Source organism: Spiroplasma endosymbiont of Phyllotreta cruciferae (assembly GCF_918697755.1).
This window is the reverse complement of record NZ_OU953854.1, coordinates 363109-382609: the sequence shown is the minus strand read 5'-3', so window position 1 is coordinate 382609 and position 19501 is coordinate 363109. Positions and strand designations below refer to the sequence as shown.

The following is a 19501-nucleotide window of genomic DNA, read 5'->3' as shown; positions in this document are numbered from 1 at the left end:
AACAATTAGATTATAACACAATAAATAAAAAATAATATCTTTTTTTTGCATTTTCATTATTTTTGTGCTAAAGTCCTAAACTAAGAAAGAGGGTATAAAAATAATGAATATTGATAACAACTTTTTTAATAATTTCAATAATTTGTTAAATAAACAAAGTATTGAAATTATTCAACAAAATTTAGAAAATTGTGATGAATGAATTTTTAAAAATATAAAACTGATGAAACTTAAAAGAATTAAAAGATATAAAGTAAAAGAAATAAAACTAAGAAAATTAACTATTTTAAATGGAAAAATAACCTTTAAAAGAAGACGATATTATAAAATTAACCCAGAAACAGGTAAAGAAGAATATATTTTTCTTTGGATAAAATTTTAGGAATTAAAAAATGACAAAGAATAGATAATACTGTTAAAGTAAAAATATTATCATTTATTGGCAAGAAAAAAACATATCAAGATATTTTAGATACTATGGAACATGTAAAAATTTGTATAAAGACAATTTCAAATATTATGAAAAATGCAAAAATTGATAAAGAATATTATATTAATAAAACTGATAAAAAAATAAAGGTACCTCATACTTTATATATTCAAATTGATGGGAACTTATTTAAAAATGTGAAATGAAAATAAAAAGGGGAAAGAAAAAATAAAAAAACATAGTATATTTTCAACTGTTCATACTGGCTTTAATAAAGCAAAATCAACTAAAAAAAGACCTGTAATTGCAAATAAATTAGGTGTTATAGAACTAGATAATATTCCAGAATATATTAAAAAAAATAGTAAATTAACTAATTTTGTTAGTAAATTACTTACATTAATTACAAGTTATTATGATATTAATGATAATATTGAATTTATGGTATTGGGTGATGGTGCTCCTTGAATTAAAAATATTGCAAAATTTATTCAAGAATATTTCCTAAAAATAAAGTACATTACACTATAGATAAATTTCATCTTACAAGTAGATTTAAAAAATTATATCCTTATCAAAGTAAAAACAAAGAAAACAGAGAAACATACTATAAAGCAGTTGATTATTTTTTTAATGCTAAATATGAAGAATTATTAGAATGCTTAGAAAATAGCGCTTCTTTTATAAAAGAATCAAAAATGAAATTCTTAAAAGAGACAATTAGATTAATTAAAAATAATGAAGAAGGTGTCAGAAATCAAACATTATGAAATACTATTGGTTGTCATATTGAGGGTGATATATCACATTACTGTAAGGGTGTTTTGGTTAAAAAAGCAACTTATCATGAAAAAAACTCTAAAAATAAATTAAATACTAGTATGATGAATTTTAAAAATAAAATTAATTATTCAGTAATAATTTTGTAAATAATAATTTACAACCAAACTTATATTTTATTAATTTTATCTAATAAATTAAATAACTTTAATAAACATGTATTTTTGTCGTGGAAAAATTTAAAAATGTTAAAATATTGTTGACAATAAAATTAAAAGTTATATACTTTAAATAATTAAGTGGTATTTTTTATTCCACAATTTCTAAGATATTAATTAAAACCCTTAAATAATACATACAACCAAAATTTCAAAATTTAAACATGATACAAATTTAGGAAAAATAATTGAAGATTGAGACCCTTCAAAACCATATGATACTGGTTTATATTTATATGTTTTTGAAACAAAAGAACAAGATTTATTAATAATTGATAAATCAGAAGCTGTAACAAAAAGACTTTTTTGAAGTGAAAATACAGGACAAAATTTTAAAGCAGGTTTATCGTTGAAATTTAGATACATCAGAGCCTCCTGATTTAATTATTGATGATGATAGTAATGTAAAAGTTAATAAATAATAATAAAAAGTCATTTTAAATTTAAATGACTTTTTATATCTATAATTTAAGTAATACTAATTTTTCATTGTTTTTATTAAATAATTGTAATTTATTATAAAAATTTGTTCTTTTTCTGTAAAAATTGTAATATCATAATTTCCATAACCCCATATCCCAGATATTTCAATTTGATTTAAAACAAATAGTTTTTCATGTTTATAAAAAGTTATTTTAATACTATCTTCAATAAAATTTTAATTGTGTTTATTCAAACTGCTTTAGAATAAAGTAATTTATATCATTGCGAAAAATATTTTAAATATTCTTCTATTTTATCGTTAGAAATAATCAAATTAGTTAAGTATTTGCCATATTCGCCATCGGATAATCTAATTTCAGCAGGAATAAGAGAAGGAAATTATTTGTTTCTAATTCATTTGTTATTGATAGTCAATTAAAATAATTGCCTCTAATTGATAAATTGAATTTTCTGAAATATCGTTATTTTTAGCAGTTACTTTAATTTCATTATCATCATTGCTGAAATTATTTTTGTTCTTTAAATTTCAATCTGTAATTTTCCTGCATTTGAATCAATTTGAGGTTTAGAGGCTCATCAATACCGCCTCAACGATAAACTGCTTTAAAATTTTGTCCTGTATTTTCACTTCAAAAAGTCTTTTGTTACAGCTTCTGATTTATCAATTATTAATAAATCTTGTTCTTTTGTTTCAAAAACATATAAATATAAACCAGTATCATATGGTTTTGAAGGGTCTCAATCTTCAATTATTTTTCCTAAATTTGTATCATGTTTAAATTTTGAAATTTTTCAAAATTTTGAATTATTTGATTTTCATACAACAAAATATCATTATCATCAACCTTATAAATGGTTTTTCTTGTGGTGTCATTCATTCTAAATCACCATCGTTTGTTTTTATATTGTTCTTTTCTTTTAATTTTGCTAATTCTTCTTTTGTATATTCTTGTGGTGTATTACAAGCAACTAAACTGGTTGTAGTCGCTCCAATAAAAGCGATTGTGCCCAAAACACTTAATATCTTTTTAATATTTAATCATTATACAATCTAATGGCATATCCAACTTTCATTATTTGTCTTCACTTAGAAAATGAACCGCCGCTATTTCCGTGTTGGCGAGCTAAAAATTGTAAATAATAGTTATCATTTTTTCAATAAAATGTAAAACCAACAGATTGAGAATGTTCAAACCACGCACTATCTCACCACTCTAATTTCTTCTTATCAAGAATAATATTATCGCCAATTGATGGATCATCATTACCAATATCTTGAATATTTCGATTAGAAAAACTATTATTTCTAATTCATTTTTTAAAATTGTCTTCATTAATTGAATTTATTGTTTTTTCTCCCCAATAAATATTTTTACCATTTCAATAATTTTCATCACCCCAAATACTTACTGTTTTAAACCCCTCTCCTAAAATTTCAATTTTTTCGTAATTTAGTGGATTAATTTTCCCTAAATTAAATATTTTCACAATTCTATTATTATCTACAGCAATTGTCTAGAGTGCACCCCAAAAAGTAAGTAAAGTAAAAAAAGACTTTGCTAAACTTTTAAAGGAGGTGCATTTTTATATGGCAAGAAAAGGTCAAAAATATAACAAATATACATCAGAATTTAGAACAAAAATCATTGAGGAAATTAAACAAAAAAGTTGTTGAGTAGTAGCAAAACAATATAATCTAAATGCAAATACAGTAGAATCTTGATGAGCAAATCATAAAAAAGGAAAATTAAACAATCATAAAGGACCTAAAATCTCTTTTGGTAAAAGAGATTTAGAATATTATAAAACAAGGTATGAATTATTAAAAAAGCTCCATGACTTTTACAATTAAGCAAACTAAGAATCGTCTCTTTTATTAAACAAAATTGTCATGAATATTCAATAAAATTATTATTAGAAGTAACGGGGTTAAAACGTAGTTATTGAGATAAATATAAAAATTATGACAGTAGCAAAAAAGATAAAGAAGCAATAAATGATATTGTAAAAGTCTATGAAGAAAATTTAAAACAATTTGGATATCGAAGAATTACTAAATATTTAAAAGAAGATTATGATATAAAATATAATTCAAAAAAAGTTTTAAGGATTATGCGTTATAATCAAATACAACCTGAATATGTAAGAAAAATGAGAAGAAAAATGAAATATAAACAGAATAAAGAAAAAAGTTTATTGCAATATCCTGATTTAATTAATCGTAAATTCAATGATATAAAAACAAGGTTTTCAGTGCTATATACTGATGTAACATATTTAATTTGAAAAAGAGAAAAATATTATCAATCAACAATTATTGATGGATATACTAAAGAAATAGTTGATTAGAGTGCACCCCAAAAAGTAAGTAAAGTAAAAAAAGACTTTGCTAAACTTTTAAAGGAGGTGCATTTTTATATGGCAAGAAAAGGTCAAAAATATAACAAATATACATCATAATTTAGAACAAAAATCATTGAGGAAATTAAACAAAAAAGTTGTTGAGTAGTAGCAAAACAATATAATCTAAATGCAAATACAGTAGAATCTTGATGAGAAAATCATAAAAAAGGAAAATTAAACAATCATAAAGGACCTAAAATCTCTTTTGGTAAAAGAGATTTAGAATATTATAAAACAAGGTATGAATTATTAAAAAAGCTCCATGACTTTTACAATTAAGCAAACCAAGAATCGTCTCTTTTATTAAACAAAATTGTCATGAATATTCAATAAAATTATTATTAGAAGTAACGGGGTTAAAACGTAGTTATTGAGATAAATATAAAAATTATGACAGTAGCAAAAAAGATAAAGAAGCAATAAATGATATTGTAAAAGTCTATGAAGAAAATTTAAAACAATTTGGATATCGAAGAATTACTAAATATTTAAAAGAAGATTATGATATAAAATATAATTCAAAAAAAGTTTTAAGGATTATGCGTTATAATCAAATACAACCTGAATATGTAAGAAAAATGAGAAGAAAAATGAAATATAAACAGAATAAAGAAAAAAGTTTATTGCAATATCCTGATTTAATTAATCGTAAATTCAATGATATAAAAACAAGGTTTTCAGTGCTATATACTGATGTAACATATTTAATTTGAAAAAGAGAAAAATATTATCAATCAACAATTATTGATGGATATACTAAAGAAATAGTTGATGTAAAGTGATCTAAATATAATGACAATAAATTAGTAATAGATAATTTAAATGATGCAATTAATAAAATAAAATTAATAAAAAAAGATCTGAATGGAATAATAATTCATTCAGACCACGGATATCAATACACATCCGCTATTTATCTCGATAAATGTGTATCTAACGGTATTATAATTTCAATGGGGAAAAATTACCACTGTGCAGATAATATTGTTATAGAAAGTTTTCATTCATTACTTAAGAAAGCTACAATCCATAATAAAATATATAATTCACATGAAGAATATATACAAGATGTTATAAAATGAAATACATGATATTCAAATCGTAAAGAAAAAGATATAATAAAAAATAGTAAATACTTTTTATTAGTACTTACTAAAATGGGTGCAGTCTAGGAGTATCTTTTTTTACATTAAGATTATTTTGTTTTTTTCTTATACTTTCATAAAAATAGGGTGGATCAGTTAATATTAAATCAATACTTTTATTAGGGATAGTTTTTAATATTTCTAATGAATCTCCATGTATTAATTGGCCTAAGTTAGTTATCGTGCGTAAGGATCAAAATTATTTTCAACCGGTACTACATTAGAAATATCATCTTCTATTACTACATTATTAATATCGTTATAAATATATGGTTTTTCTGCTAATTATTGAGTAGGTGTACTAAATATTATTATTAATAGGTAGTTCATCGCTGACTGCCCCCTGATTTTTAGCGACAGTAATATCAGTAAATGTGATATAATCAAAATTACCATCTTCTTTAATTTCTTTTTCATCTAGATCAATATCAGAAATATCAATTCCCATTTCTAATGCTAATTTACGATATAATTTAGCTTCAACAATTGCTTTTGGTCATTTAACTCATGGACTATATTCACTATTACCACTTGGACTAGATCCTTTTAATATATCAACATCTGATTTTCTTAACAAAATACCTTGAAAATTATTATTTTTATCTTTTGCAAATGCATAAGCTCCAATTATTTCGTTATAATCACTAGTATTAGCATTAAAATTAATTTCATGTATTTTAGGACAAGAATTTAAACTGTCTCACTCAAATTTTTCGCCTTTAAATATAATCGCTTTTCTTGGACTATATCCAGCTTCTTCAATTTTTTTACAATAAACTTTACTATCAATAATTGTTGTTAATTTATTTTTAAATGGAATAATATTAAAATCTTTACTAAAAATTAATCCTTTATTACTTAATTTAATAATTCCTAATGCTGTAATTTTTGCATTATCTGCATTAGAAACTAATGACATATAATTTTGTCCATTTTTCATTTTTAATTCTTCAAGAGCAAGAATATTTTCTTTTAAATATTTATCATTAACTTTTAACTCATATTTAATAACGGCACCTTTAATATATTGTTGTAATTCATTTACCATGTTATTTATCTCCTTTAATTTTAATTTTTATACCTTTAATACCAATTAATTGATTATCAATTTCTTCGGGAGTTAATTTTTTATTTTCAACTTCAATTTCATAACGATCCATAATTGCTAAACCATAATCTTTATAACAATCTGGATAATTATCAAACATTTCATTTAATAAATCTTTTAAATTCATCATTATTATTCATCTCCTTGTCATTTAATATTGTTATCTTCTTATTCATAATTTAATTCCTCCTAATTCTTTTTTCCTAATGCTCAATTTTCATCAGTCATATCTTCAAATGAGACTGCATAACTTTTAAACATTAATTGATTTAATTTATTAATAGTTTTTTATTTAACTTTTTCATAATAAATTACCACATAAAATCTAATGTATGATATTCAGGTCTTCTTCTAGGTAAATTAAATCTTTTAATAACATGTGCAATAGTAGAGTCGTGTACAGCTAATTTTTTAGTTATTTCTTTATATTTATATCCTTGTAAATACATATTTTTAATTTGATTATATTTACCAGTATATTTACTTTTGTTTAGTCTATCTAAATCGAGACAGATATAATCTTTTAAATTTATTATTTCTTTTAATTGATCACAAATTCCACCTTCACAATAAAAACGATAACTTTTACCATATTTAAATCTTGAATTTAAATCTCTAACAGTTCCATTAGGTAAATTATATTTTTCTTCTATTTTCATACTGGTTAAATTACTAAAATAATATTCTTTTAGACAATTAATAATAAATTCATCACTATATTTTGCATTTCAAATCTTTTTTCTAAGACCCGTTTCATCAAAATACATATATTCAAATGTTCCTATTTTTGCATTATTTATTTTTCCCATTATATTTCATCCTCTCTTATTTAAAATTGTTAATTATGATAATTAAGATAAAACAACTACAAAGTACTACAAAGTGTAGTTGTTTTTATAGTTGGGAGCCAGAGAGTTTTCTCTCTCTTCATCCGCACCATTTCAGGTCAAAACGTTCAGTTTTTAAAATAAATTCACTCGCACCTTGAAGAGCCTAATGCTATACGCAAATTTATTTATAAAGTCACTATCTCTATTTTTTATTGTCGTTCGATATTAACCTTGGACTTATCACGACTATCGCTTGTTAAAGCGTCTATTATTTCCGGACTGATTACCGTTGGGCTAGACCGCCTAATTTATAAAATATTAAGTTTTATTTAATAAAATAATTAACTGAAACAGAGAAAGGACAACACCTTAAATGATGAGAAAAAACAGAAGACATTTTGTAAAGATTTCTGAGATATTTATAAATGTGTAAACAACTTAAAGAGGGTATCAAAAAGTTGTTATAAAGTTTTTATTAGAAATATTTAAGATGCTGTCCTTTCTCTGAATCAATTAAATTAATTAATAATTTTGGTTTTACAAATAAAAAAACCATTTTAGTAAATGGTTTAATTTATTATTCTTATTCAATTTCTTTGGATATTTTCATACCCCAATCTTTTACATGCGACCAAAAAGTCAATTTTTAGAAAAGCAAGCAATGATTGATAAATATTTAGCCGAAACTATAACTAAACGAGAAAATTATTTAAACAAGAAAATAATTAATTTATATAGTACAATATAAGTAGTCAAAATTAAGGGAGGAAAATATGAAACCAGAATTAAAAGAATTTTTATTAGAAATTAAAACAAAAATTAATGATGATAAAATTTTTCGAGATTTTGTTGGTGAAATTTTAAATGAGGCTAATTACAATAACTATTATGAACAATCAGTTGCTGATGAAGAAATTGCTGAGCAATTAGTTGAAATCTATTTTATTGAAAATTATAGCAGTGATGAAGAAGTTTCAGAACTAAAAGAAAAAATCATGAAAATTTTATTCTTCTTAGAAGGACAAGAAGAATTAGTTAAAGAATATGCCTATTTTATTGAAAATAAAGTAAGCCAATTTGTTACAGAACTTAACTAATTTTATTAATCTGACAGCAAATGTTAGATTTTTTTAAACTATATTTGCATTATTTTTAAAAAATAATATTATTTTACTATGTTACTTTTACAAAATAATAATTAAGAAGGTGAAAAAATGTGAAAAGATTGAATTGTTGTTAAAGGAGCGCGTGAAAACAATTTAAAGAATATTGATGTTCAAATTCCAAAAGATAAGTTAGTTGTTTTTACTGGTTTGTCAGGGAGTGGAAAATCATCACTAGCTTTTAATACTATTTATGCGGAAGGTCGTCGCCGTTATATTGAAAGTTTGTCGAGTTATGCTCGTCAATTTTTAGGTGGTAATGAAAAACCAGATGTTGATGCAATTGATGGGTTATCACCAGCAATTTCAATTGATCAAAAGACAACTAGTCATAATCCACGAAGTACAGTTGGAACAGTAACTGAAATCTATGATTATTTACGACTATTATATGCACGGGTTGGAACTCCTTATTGTATTAATGGCCATGATGTTATTAAGTTAGTAACGATCAAAGAGATTATTAATAATTTAAAACAATTGTTAAATGAAGGCGAAAAGTTTATGATTTTATCACCAGTTGTGCGTTATAAAAAAGGGAGTTTTAAAGATTTATTCGCACGCTTAAAACAAGAAAGTTTTATTCGGGTAAAAGTTAATGGTGAAATTAAAACATTAGATGAAGAAATTGAGTTAGATAAAAATAAACGACAAAACATTGATATTATTATTGACCGATTAGTGTACAAGAATTCTGAAGAGTTATTAAGTCGGATTCATGATGCAATTGAAGTTGCCTTAAAGTATGGGAATGCTTTAGTAAAAATTGATTTTGTTGATCAGCAAAAAGAAACATTATTTTCAACAAATTATTCATGTAATATTTGTGGTTTTGTGATTCCAGAATTAGAACCACGATTATTTTCTTTTAATTCACCAGCAGGGGCTTGTAATGAATGTAAAGGGTTAGGAGTAAAATTAAAAGTTGATGAAGATTTACTAATTCCGAATCGATCATTATCAATCTTACAAGGGGCAATTGTTTATTTAAAAAATATTGTTAACACAACAAATATTGAATGGCAAAAATTTAAAGTTCTTGCAGAACATTATCATATTGTTTTAGAACAACCAGTTAGCGATTTAACAGAAGGGCAATTAGAATATTTAATGCGTGGTAGTGATGAGCCAATTGAATATAATTTTAAAACAGCAAGTGGTAATATTATGCGTGGATATGATTATATTGAAGGAGTTGGTCAATTAATTGAGCGGCGTTATACTGAAACTTCTAGTGAAACTGCTCGGGAATATTATAAACAGTTCATGACCGATAAAAAATGTGGAACTTGTCAGGGAAAACGGTTAAATGAAATTCCATTGTCAGTAAAAATTAATAATATTAGTATTTCTGATTTTACCGACTTATCAGTTGAAGATGAATTAAAAGAGATTTTAAATTTAATTTTAACTGAATCACAACAAGAAATTGCCCGGTTAGTAATTAATGAATTAGTTAACCGTCTTGATTTTTTAAATCGTGTTGGTTTAAGTTATTTAACATTGTCACGTAATGCCTCAACTTTATCAGGGGGAGAAGCACAACGGATTAGATTAGCAACACAAATTGGAAGTCAGCTAACCGGAGTCCTATATGTATTAGATGAACCATCAATTGGTTTACACCAACGTGATAATGATAAACTAATTGAAACGTTAAAAAGTTTACGTGATTTAGGGAATACTTTAATTGTTGTTGAACATGATGAAGACACTATTCGTGCTAGTGATTATGTTGTTGACATTGGTCCACAAGCAGGAATTAATGGTGGTGAAGTTGTTGCGGCTGGAAGTATTGATGATATTAAACAAAACCCAAATTCAATTACCGGAAAATATTTAACTGGTGAATTAGAAATTGCTGTTCCAAGCAAACGTCGTGGTGGTAATGGTTTAACATTAGAAATTAAAGGAGCACGTGAAAATAATTTAAAAAATATTAATGTAACAATTCCCTTGAATAAATTTGTTTGTTTAACCGGAGTTTCTGGTAGTGGAAAGTCAACTTTAATGAATGAAATTTTATGAAAAGGAATTAAAAAGAATCTTGGTTTAGCAACTAATCGTCCTGGTGCCCATGATAAGATTGTTGGAATTGATAACATTGATAAAGTTATTAATATTTCACAAGATCCAATTGGAAAAACACCACGGAGTAATCCAGCGACATATACTTCGGTGTTTGACGATATACGTGATTTATTTGCAAGTACAAATGAAGCAAAGGCGCGAGGTTATTTAAAAGGACGCTTTTCTTTTAATGTGCCTGGTGGACGTTGTGATAATTGCCAAGGTGATGGAATTATTAAAATCTCAATGCACTTTTTACCAACAGTTTATGTTTCTTGCGAAGTTTGTGAAGGAAAAAGATATAATGATGAAACATTATTAGTTAAGTTTAAAGATAAAAATATTTATGATATTTTAGAAATGACAGTTGATCAAGCTTGTGAATTTTTTGCAAAGCAACCAAAGATTAGCCAAAAGTTAGCAACAATGCAAGAAGTTGGTTTGGGTTATATTAAGTTAGGACAATCAGCAACCGAATTATCAGGTGGAGAAGCACAACGGGTTAAGTTATCAACTTTCTTATTAAAACGAACAACAGGAAAAACATTATTTTTATTAGATGAACCTACAACAGGTTTACATGTTGACGATGTTAAGAGGTTATTGTTGGTTTTAAATAAAATTGTTGATAATGGCGATACTGTTGTTACAATTGAACATAACTTAGATGTGATTAAAGTGGCAGATTATATTATTGATTTAGGACCAGAAGGTGGTGTTGGTGGAGGAACTGTTATTGCGACAGGAACTCCAGAACAAATTGCAGTAAAAAGCGATATTAGTTATACGGCACAATATTTAACTCCACTTTTGAATAAGGAAAAATAATTGATGGATGTTAAGAAACAACTTTTTAAAGCTGCTTTGTTTAAGAAAGAATATAATTTAGGAAAACTATTAGCAGAAAAATATTATAATGCTCAAGATAAAATTCAAGTTGTTAATGTTGTTGGAACTAATGGGAAAGGTTCTGTTTCTAATTATTTGCAACGACAATTAATGTTAAATTATAAAAAAGTTGGTCTTTTTACTTCACCCGCATTTTTAAAACATAATGAAAGAATTAAAATTAATAATCAGTTTATTGGTGATAATGATTTAAAACGAATTATTAAAAGTATTAAAGACGATATTAAAACTTATCAGTTAACTTTTTTTGAAATTTGAGTTTTAATTTGTATTAAATATTTTTTAGAACAACAAATTAAAGTTGCTGTTATTGAAGCTGGAATTGGTGGACGATTGGATGCAACTAATGTTTTTAATAACCAACTAGCATTGTTGTTAACTTCAATTGACTATGATCACACTGAAGTTTTAGGAACAAGATTAGAAAGTATTATTCAAAATAAAGTTGGTATTGTTAAAAATGATTGTCAACTTTTTATTAGCGCAAGTTGTCAAAAATATTTTTCTGTCATTGCAAAATATCTTAATTCGGATAGAATTATTACAAGCGAAGTTTACCCGCAAGCAATTAATTATTATCAAGAATTTAATGTTGGACTAGTAATTAAATTTCTGACAGTTTTTAAGTTTAAAATTAATTATGCACTTTTAAAAGTAAATCCTGTCTTGGGTCGTTTTACCCAATTGAGTAAAAATCCGTATTTTATTATTGACGGTGCACATAATCCAGAAGGAATTCGTGCCTGTATTCATACCTTTGAAATGTTAAATAACTTAAACCATGATGAAGTGTTAGTATTATATGCATCATCCCAAAAGAAAGATTATTTACAAAATCTAATGTTATTAAAAGAACATTTTGGGTCAAATTTGTATATTACTACTTTTAAGCATCCAATGTCCTGAGATATTACGGACATTAATTTTCATAATAAAGTTAAAAATTGAAAAAAATTATTATTACAGAATAAGACAAAAAATATTTTAATTTGTGGGTCGTTATATTTTATTCCGTTAGTATATCAGTTTTATTTAGAAAGGATGTAAAATTATGTTATATTTATTAACAAATATTGGTGCCTGATTAGGAATTGCCATTTTATTTGGTTTAGGCGTTTTATTGGATTATAAAAATTTAAAAAAAATTAATATTTTGACAATGACCGTAACAAGTCTATTGATTGCATTATCAGTAATTTTAACAAATTTAATCGGATATACAATTACAATTACAGGAGGAATTCGATTGGCATTAGGTAACTTTTTGATTTTTGTTGTTGGAATGTTATTTGGACCTTTCTTTGGTGTTATGAGTGGAATTGCAACCGATACTTTAGGAGCGTTGGTTAATATTCAAGGGACTTATCATGCTGGTTTTGCTTTTAATCTTGCTTTTTATGGTTTTATTGGTAGTGTTGTTTTTTTGTTTAAGAATCAAAGATTTTGAATTATAAAAACAATTATGTTATATATTATTACGTTTGTGTTAATTTCATTTGTATTTAATGTTTTATGATTATATTCAATTGGTTGAAATTTTGTTGTGTTAGGAACAACGTTTATTGCAAAAGCAATTAAGTTTCCAATTCAAATGGCAATTTATTTACCAATGGCAATTTCTAGTTTTACCATTTTATATAAATTAATTACATCACGTCACAGCATTAATTTATGATGTGCAGAAAATAGATCTTTAAAATTAATATTAATTAGATTTAAAAAACGTATCAGTTGTTTTTGAACAATTTGATTTTGAACTTCAATATTACTACCAATTAAACTTAAAAAATATAAGTCTCCTTATAAATAAAAATTGTTTATATGTGTAAAACTTCTAAAAATCTAATAAGAATAGGGATTTTTATTAAAAACATTTGTGGATAACTAAAAAGATATTATGATTTTGTTAATTTATATTTACTTATTATTTGTTAGTTGTAATATTATTAATGATTAAGTGAAGGAATGTGAAAAAATGTTGGAAAAAGAGGCTACATATTTAATAAAACAAGAAAGCCAATTATCAGATGATGAACGTATGCTCCTTTTATGTTTATATCGTCCAATTATTGGGGATAAAGCACATATGTTATATATTGCTTTTACGGCACAAGATTTTGTTTTAGAATTAAATATTAAGTATCAATTAGACCATCTTTTATTATTATTACAAATTACATACGAAGAGTTTTTAAAAGCAAAAAATACATTAGAAACAATTGGGTTGTTAAAAATGTTGAAACTTGAAAAAGGGAAACATCATATTTTAAAACCACAATTACCTATTTCTGCAATTGCTTTTTTTGAAAATAAAATCTTAAGTGATTACTTATTAAATATTGTTGGTGTAAAGTGTTTTACAATTATTAAAGATAAATTTATTGAAGAGGAGCACCCTAAGACTGGTGATAAAATATCACCACAATTAAATATTGCTAATGTTAATTTAGATTTTGTTTATATTGATAAGTACTTAGCAACCAAAAATGCCAATCATAAATTGTATCTACCATATCGTGAAAAAATTATTCAATTAGCAAATTATTATCATGTTTTAACAAATAATCTTGCTATTTTTATTTATAAGAGTATTGAGTTAATTGATCAAAAACGCATTTTTAATTATGAAAAATTTCAACATTTATTATCTGATTTTCATCAGAAAACAATTTTGAAAAAACAAATAACCGGAGATCAATTAAAGTTAATTGTTAATGAAGAAAATATTGTAAGACCAACAAATATGTTAGAAGCAAAAATTAATGAAATGACATCAATTGATACGATTGAATATTTAACCTTATTACGAGAAAATACAAAACCAACACCAATGGAAGTTGATTTAATTCGTGATTTAATTATTAATTATTCATTAAAGCCAGGTGTTGTTAATTGTTTAATTGAATATGTTTGGTTTAAAAATTCACGTCGAATTGAAAGAAAATATTGTGAAAAAATTGCCAATACTTTTAATCAATTACAAATTGATACTGTTGATAAGGCAATGCAACATTTGCGTAGCGCTTATGCAAAAACACAAAAAAATAAAATTGCAAAGGAAACAATTAAGAGTAGTACTTATAAATTTAAAGAAGCAGCAGTAAAAAATAACATGGCAACATTAGAATATAATAAGTTTTATGAACAAAAACGACAAAAACAAGAAGAAGAAAAGGTTGATCTCAACCAATTATTAGATGATTTAAGAAACTTATAAAATATTTTAAAAAGAGAGGGCATAGAAATGACAAAACTAAATTTGTTAGAACAAATTAAGAGTAATGAAGAGTTAATGCTTAATTTGCAAGCAATTGTTTTTGACGTTAATGATTATGAAAAGTTTAGTTCACTCTTTGAGGAATATTTAAATAATTATTATTATTGCGAACCTACACAAGACTTGTCATTATGTCAACAGCAGTTTAAAGGTTATAAATATTATGTTAAAAAAGAAGATAATAAATTATTTTTAACTCGTATTGAATGTGAGCATACAATAGCAATAAAAGAAAAAAATAAAGTTAAAAATAATTACTTATATTATGATTTTAGTGATGAATTATTAAAATTACAGTTAAATTATAATCTTGAAAAAGATGCAAATTTTAATAATATGAAGAAAATTATTAAAGAAATGACGAAATTTAGTAGGGGTGAACGGAAAAAAGGATTATACCTTCATGGTGATTCTGGTGTTGGGAAAACTTATTTATTAATTTGTTTAGCTAATCATTTAGCAAACAAAAATCAAAAGGTTGCTTTTATCTCATTAATTCATTTAATTAATCAAGTAAAAGAATCGTTTAATGTTTTTAATAACGAATCTTCATTGGTTGAAGTTTTATTGCGATCCGATGTTTTATTCTTGGATGATATTGGGGGAGAAATCGTTTCATCATGAGTTCGTGATGATTTGTTGTTTCGTATTATTAATGACAGGATTACTCGTCAGTTACCAACTTTTTTTTCTTCTAATTTTTCAACACTAGAGTTGATATCCATTTATGCCAATGTTAAAAATGAAGTTGGTGATAAGAAAATTAATAGGTTAAAGGCGATTAGAATTGTTGATCGAATTCGAGGGTTAGCAACAGAATTAGAATTAATTGGAAATAGTAGGAGAAGTGATGATGATGCCGAATTATGAACTACATAAATATTTTTTTAAATGATATGATCAAAAAAATAATGTGCAAGATATTTTATATTTGAATGTTCAAAAATATCAGTATCAGCCACAAATTGAAATTAAAGTAATAACAAAAGACAAAAAAGAATATTTGATTAAAAATTATTGGTTTGATTATGATAAACCAGACCAATATGATAAATTTAAGTTTGAATGTTTTGAACGTGATTTACATAAAATTTTATTTTTAAATGAATGACAACAAGACAAAAAAGCATTTATTGATAAACATTATTTACCGTTAGAAAAATTTAATATCTTAAAATAACAAAAACAAAAAGTTCTTGCAGAATATTTGACTTTGCATGGTTTAACGGCAAAAGATGATCCGGCATATCGTAGTTTAGAAGCTTCTTTTAGTTTATTGAAACATAAACCACGAACAGAAGTAGAACATGAATTAACAGAAATGGCAGAATATTATACAGCGGAGATGAAGGAATTTGAAAAACTAAAACAAGCAAATTCAATTTTAGCTTTTGAAGCGATTGCATTAGACTTATATGGTGATCCATTATTATTTGAAGAAGCAGTTGGTGATCAAAATGAATTTTTAATTCATAATGAAGATTTCTAATTTTTTGTGTTTGCTTTATTTGGATATTTTCTAAATTTCTTGCAAATTAGGAGATGGGGTTGTAAAATAAGAGTAAGTATGCAATGTTTTATTGCAGACTAAGTTATTAAAGTAGTAGAGGAGAAAGAGTAGATGACAAAAATTGCAATTAACGGGTTCGGACGTATTGGCCGTTTAGCATTCAGAAAATTATTTGAAGAAAAAAATGTTGAAATTGTCGCAATTAATGATTTAACAGATGCAAAAACATTAGCAACATTATTAGAACTTGATTCAGCCCAAGGAGGATGAATGCGAGGAAAAATTTCTTCAGAAGAAAATGCTATTATTGTTAATGGGAAAAAAGTAATTGTTTGTGCAGAAAAAGATCCAACCGCTTTACCATGAGGGAAATTGGGAGTGGATGTTGTTGTTGAATCAACAGGAAGATTTGCTGATAAAGCAGGATCTTCACAACATATTACAGCAGGAGCAAAAAAAGTTTTAATTTCAGCTCCAGCAGCAAAAGGAACTGATGTTAAAACGATTGTTTATAATGTTAATCATAAAGATATCACAAAAGATGATACGGTTATTTCGGGAGCAAGTTGTACAACAAACTGTTTAGCACCAATGGCTCAGGTTCTATACAAAAAATTTGGAATTGAAAAAGGATATATGACAACTGTTCATGCTGTTACAAATGACCAACGTTTATTAGATTTAGCTCATGATGATTTAAGAAGAGCGCGTGCTGCCTTTTCTAATATTGTTCCAACTAAAACTGGAGCAGCCTTAGCCGTAGCATTAGTATTACCACAATTAAAAGGTAAATTTGATGGAATGGCATTACGTGTACCAACAATTACGGGGTCAATCGTTGACTTAGCAGTTGAATTGAAAAAAACAACAACAGTTGATGAAATTAATAATGCAATGAAAGCAGCTGCATCAGAAACTTTTGGTTATAATACACAACCAATTGTTTCATCAGATATTATTGGTGAATCACACGGATCAATCTTTGATGCAACATTAACAAAAATTATTGAAGTTGATGGAAAACAATTAGTTAAAGTATATGCATGATATGATAATGAAATGTCATATGTATCACAAATGGTGCGCACATTATTATACTTTGCAACAGTTTAATTGAAAGCAAGAAACACTAAGAATCTTTAGTGTTTTTTATTTTTTTAGAAAAAGATATTTCTTATGTTATGATAATTATTAACTAACACAACTGTACATCGTTAAAAAATATATTGTAAAATTAGAATTTATGTATTACAATAAAATTAACTTTCAAATATAACACTTAATTATATTGAAAGTTTCAAACTATTTATAGTTTCCTACTACGAAACTTTTAAATGTAATTTAGTGTTTTTTTATTTGAAAGGAGTTTATAAAAATGAATAATGTTTTTATTTATGATAATTTAAAAAAGAGTAAAAAAATATAGAGTGCACCCTAAAAAGTAAGTAAAGTAAAAAAAGACTTTGCTAAACTTTTAAAGGAGGTGCATTTTTATATGGCAAGAAAAGGTCAAAAATATAACAAATATACATCAGAATTTAGAACAAAAATCATTGAGGAAATTAAACAAAAAAGTTGTTGAGTAGTAGCAAAACAATATAATCTAAATGCAAATACAGTAGAATCTTGATGAGCAAATCATAAAAAAGGAAAATTAAACAATCATAAAGGACCTAAAATCTCTTTTGGTAAAAGAGATTTAGAATATTATAAAACAAGGTATGAATTATTAAAAAAGCTCCATGACTTTTACAATTAAGCAAACTAAGAATCGTCTCTTTTATTAAACAAAATTGTCATGAATATTCAATAAAATTATTATTAGAAGTAACGGGGTTAAAACGTAGTTATTGAGATAAATATAAAAATTATGACAGTAGCAAAAAAGATAAAGAAGCAATAAATGATATTGTAAAAGTCTATGAAGAAAATTTAAAACAATTTGGATATCGAAGAATTACTAAATATTTAAAAGAAGATTATGATATAAAATATAATTCAAAAAAAGTTTTAAGGATTATGCGTTATAATCAAATACAACCTGAATATGTAAGAAAAATGAGAAGAAAAATGAAATATAAACAGAATAAAGAAAAAAGTTTATTGCAATATCCTGATTTAATTAATCGTAAATTCAATGATATAAAAACAAGGTTTTCAGTGCTATATACTGATGTAACATATTTAATTTGAAAAAGAGAAAAATATTATCAATCAACAATTATTGATGGATATACTAAAGAAATAGTTGATGTAAAGTGATCTAAATATAATGACAATAAATTAGTAATAGATAATTTAAATGATGCAATTAATAAAATAAAATTAATAAAAAAAGATCTGAATGGAATAATAATTCATTCAGACCACGGATATCAATACACATCCGCTATTTATCTCGATAAATGTGTATCTAACGGTATTATAATTTCAATGGGGAAAAATTACCACTGTGCAGATAATGTTGTTATAGAAAGTTTTCATTCATTACTTAAGAAAGCTACAATCCATAATAAAATATATAATTCACATGAAGAATATATACAAGATGTTATAAAATGAAATACATGATATTCAAATCGTAAAGAAAAAGATATAATAAAAAAATAGTAAATACTTTTTATTAGTACTTACTAAAATGGGTGCAGTCTAATAATAATTATATGAATTCTTTAAATTATGTTAAAAAAGAATATTATTTAAAAAAGGTTTAATTATGGTAATTATGTTAAAAATATAGTGTTACCATTTGAATTGATTAATAATAATCTTCGTAATAAAACTGGTATTAAAAATACGGGTAAAAATGATAAAAAATTATGGAATAGTCGTATTCGTTCACAAGGAAATTGTATTCGCAAAGCATATGAAAATTTTTGAAATTGTAAAAATTTATCTTTTCTTACTTTAACTTATGCAGTTAATGAGAAAGATGTTAAAAAATGCAAAAATGATTTAAAATTATTTTCTAATAATATTAATCGTTGATGAAATAACCCAATTATATCAAAACATCATAAAGGAATTTTAAAATATACGTATACTTACGAGTATCAAAAACGCGGAGCAGTTCATTTTCATATCATATTAAACCAAAAAATACCTAATAGTGTAGTACAACAATATTAAAAACACGGTATTAACAAAAATATTAAAGTTCGTGCAGGTTCGAATGAAGATGTAGTTAAATATCTTGCCAAATATATTGTTAAAA

General features: G+C 25.0%; 24 protein-coding genes and 3 pseudogenes. 22 read left to right on the top strand and 5 right to left on the bottom strand.

Annotated elements, in window-relative coordinates:
- Nucleotides 1-103: 103 nt before the first annotated feature.
- The 4 genes from NL276_RS02460 (at nucleotide 104) to NL276_RS02445 (ending at nucleotide 1359) form a co-directional block, all read left to right on the top strand.
- Complete coding sequence (locus tag NL276_RS02460; protein WP_253301016.1) at nucleotides 104-382, top strand: UPF0236 family transposase-like protein; 279 nt, start codon at nucleotides 104-106, stop codon at nucleotides 380-382.
- A complete protein-coding gene (locus tag NL276_RS02455) occupies nucleotides 367-642 on the top strand; it encodes a hypothetical protein (protein ID WP_253301015.1) in 276 nt (91 codons plus the stop codon). The genes NL276_RS02460 and NL276_RS02455 overlap by 16 nt, the downstream gene beginning before the upstream one ends.
- Entirely contained in the window at nucleotides 626-961 is a 336-nt protein-coding gene (locus NL276_RS02450) for a hypothetical protein (protein WP_253301014.1), read from the top strand. Before NL276_RS02455 ends, NL276_RS02450 begins: the two co-directional genes overlap by 17 nt.
- Before the next feature lie 167 nt (nucleotides 962-1128).
- Nucleotides 1129-1359, top strand: a complete 231-nt coding sequence (locus NL276_RS02445) for a hypothetical protein (protein ID WP_253301013.1) — start codon at nucleotides 1129-1131, stop codon at nucleotides 1357-1359.
- A 1318-nt stretch (nucleotides 1360-2677) separates the two neighbouring features.
- Here the strand turns inward: NL276_RS02445 and NL276_RS02440 are convergent.
- Both NL276_RS02440 and NL276_RS02435 read right to left on the bottom strand, forming a co-directional pair.
- Entirely contained in the window at nucleotides 2678-2893 is a 216-nt protein-coding gene (locus NL276_RS02440) for a Vmc-like lipoprotein signal peptide domain-containing protein (RefSeq protein ID WP_370281051.1), read from the bottom strand.
- Between the two features lie 14 nt (nucleotides 2894-2907).
- Entirely contained in the window at nucleotides 2908-3360 is a 453-nt protein-coding gene (locus NL276_RS02435; RefSeq protein WP_253301011.1) for a hypothetical protein, read from the bottom strand.
- A gap of 100 nt (nucleotides 3361-3460) precedes the next feature.
- Between NL276_RS02435 and NL276_RS02430 the strand changes: the two genes are divergently transcribed.
- From NL276_RS02430 to NL276_RS02420, 5 genes and pseudogenes are all read left to right on the top strand, one after another.
- A complete protein-coding gene (locus NL276_RS02430; RefSeq protein ID WP_253301010.1) occupies nucleotides 3461-3724 on the top strand; it encodes a transposase family protein in 264 nt (87 codons plus the stop codon).
- Nucleotides 3691-4011: pseudogene (locus NL276_RS05160) on the top strand (IS3 family transposase); the annotation flags it as partial. The gene NL276_RS02430 and the pseudogene NL276_RS05160, both read left to right, overlap by 34 nt.
- Before the next feature lie 12 nt (nucleotides 4012-4023).
- Nucleotides 4024-4221, top strand: coding sequence for a hypothetical protein (locus NL276_RS02425; RefSeq protein WP_253301009.1), 198 nt, complete (start codon nucleotides 4024-4026; stop codon nucleotides 4219-4221).
- 299 nt (nucleotides 4222-4520) lie between these two features.
- Nucleotides 4521-4841: pseudogene (locus tag NL276_RS05155) on the top strand (IS3 family transposase); the annotation flags it as partial.
- Between the two features lie 12 nt (nucleotides 4842-4853).
- Nucleotides 4854-5447, top strand: coding sequence for a DDE-type integrase/transposase/recombinase (locus NL276_RS02420; RefSeq protein WP_253301008.1), 594 nt, complete (start codon nucleotides 4854-4856; stop codon nucleotides 5445-5447).
- Nucleotides 5448-5721: 274 nt separating this feature from the next.
- Here the strand turns inward: NL276_RS02420 and NL276_RS02415 are convergent, their stop codons facing one another.
- The 3 genes from NL276_RS02415 to NL276_RS02405 form a co-directional block, all read right to left on the bottom strand.
- Nucleotides 5722-6468 carry a recombinase RecT gene (locus NL276_RS02415; protein WP_253301007.1) on the bottom strand — a complete coding sequence of 249 codons (747 nt, stop codon included), beginning with the start codon at nucleotides 6466-6468 and terminating at the stop codon, nucleotides 5722-5724.
- 1 nt (nucleotide 6469) lies between these two features.
- Nucleotides 6470-6658, bottom strand: coding sequence for a hypothetical protein (locus tag NL276_RS02410; protein WP_253301006.1), 189 nt, complete (start codon nucleotides 6656-6658; stop codon nucleotides 6470-6472).
- A 181-nt stretch (nucleotides 6659-6839) separates the two neighbouring features.
- Nucleotides 6840-7337, bottom strand: a complete 498-nt coding sequence (locus NL276_RS02405) for a helix-turn-helix domain-containing protein (protein ID WP_253301005.1) — start codon at nucleotides 7335-7337, stop codon at nucleotides 6840-6842.
- Between the two features lie 794 nt (nucleotides 7338-8131).
- Between NL276_RS02405 and NL276_RS02400 the strand changes: the two genes are divergently transcribed.
- The 13 genes and pseudogenes from NL276_RS02400 (at nucleotide 8132) to NL276_RS02345 (ending at nucleotide 19416) form a co-directional block, all read left to right on the top strand.
- Nucleotides 8132-8455 carry a hypothetical protein gene (locus NL276_RS02400; protein WP_253301004.1) on the top strand — a complete coding sequence of 108 codons (324 nt, stop codon included), beginning with the start codon at nucleotides 8132-8134 and terminating at the stop codon, nucleotides 8453-8455.
- Between the two features lie 117 nt (nucleotides 8456-8572).
- Nucleotides 8573-11419, top strand: coding sequence for an excinuclease ABC subunit UvrA (uvrA, locus tag NL276_RS02395; RefSeq protein WP_253301003.1), 2847 nt, complete (start codon nucleotides 8573-8575; stop codon nucleotides 11417-11419).
- Nucleotides 11420-11422: 3 nt separating this feature from the next.
- Nucleotides 11423-12547 carry a bifunctional folylpolyglutamate synthase/dihydrofolate synthase gene (locus tag NL276_RS02390; protein ID WP_253301002.1) on the top strand — a complete coding sequence of 375 codons (1125 nt, stop codon included), beginning with the start codon at nucleotides 11423-11425 and terminating at the stop codon, nucleotides 12545-12547.
- Nucleotides 12548-12551: 4 nt separating this feature from the next.
- Nucleotides 12552-13310 (top strand): folate family ECF transporter S component, encoded by a 759-nt coding sequence (locus NL276_RS02385; RefSeq protein ID WP_253301001.1) that lies wholly within the window; start codon nucleotides 12552-12554, stop codon nucleotides 13308-13310.
- 165 nt (nucleotides 13311-13475) lie between these two features.
- Nucleotides 13476-14717: a DnaD domain protein gene (locus NL276_RS02380; RefSeq protein ID WP_253301842.1), complete on the top strand. Its 1242-nt coding sequence runs from the start codon at nucleotides 13476-13478 to the stop codon at nucleotides 14715-14717.
- 27 nt (nucleotides 14718-14744) lie between these two features.
- On the top strand, nucleotides 14745-15656 hold the full coding sequence (locus NL276_RS02375; RefSeq protein WP_253301841.1) for an ATP-binding protein: 912 nt from the start codon (nucleotides 14745-14747) through the stop codon (nucleotides 15654-15656).
- Complete coding sequence (locus NL276_RS02370) at nucleotides 15631-15957, top strand: hypothetical protein (protein WP_253301840.1); 327 nt, start codon at nucleotides 15631-15633, stop codon at nucleotides 15955-15957. The genes NL276_RS02375 and NL276_RS02370 overlap by 26 nt, the downstream gene beginning before the upstream one ends.
- A 27-nt stretch (nucleotides 15958-15984) precedes the next feature.
- Nucleotides 15985-16266: a hypothetical protein gene (locus NL276_RS02365; protein ID WP_253301839.1), complete on the top strand. Its 282-nt coding sequence runs from the start codon at nucleotides 15985-15987 to the stop codon at nucleotides 16264-16266.
- A 132-nt stretch (nucleotides 16267-16398) separates the two neighbouring features.
- On the top strand, nucleotides 16399-17400 hold the full coding sequence (gene gap, locus NL276_RS02360) for a type I glyceraldehyde-3-phosphate dehydrogenase (RefSeq protein ID WP_253301838.1): 1002 nt from the start codon (nucleotides 16399-16401) through the stop codon (nucleotides 17398-17400).
- 382 nt (nucleotides 17401-17782) lie between these two features.
- Nucleotides 17783-18046 (top strand): transposase family protein, encoded by a 264-nt coding sequence (locus tag NL276_RS02355; RefSeq protein ID WP_253301010.1) that lies wholly within the window; start codon nucleotides 17783-17785, stop codon nucleotides 18044-18046.
- Nucleotides 18013-18333: pseudogene (locus tag NL276_RS05150) on the top strand (IS3 family transposase); the annotation flags it as partial. The gene NL276_RS02355 and the pseudogene NL276_RS05150, both read left to right, overlap by 34 nt.
- Nucleotides 18334-18345: 12 nt before the next feature.
- Complete coding sequence (locus NL276_RS02350) at nucleotides 18346-18897, top strand: DDE-type integrase/transposase/recombinase (protein WP_253301837.1); 552 nt, start codon at nucleotides 18346-18348, stop codon at nucleotides 18895-18897.
- A 129-nt stretch (nucleotides 18898-19026) separates the two neighbouring features.
- Nucleotides 19027-19416: a rolling circle replication-associated protein gene (locus NL276_RS02345; RefSeq protein WP_253301836.1), complete on the top strand. Its 390-nt coding sequence runs from the start codon at nucleotides 19027-19029 to the stop codon at nucleotides 19414-19416.
- Nucleotides 19417-19501: the final 85 nt, after the last annotated feature.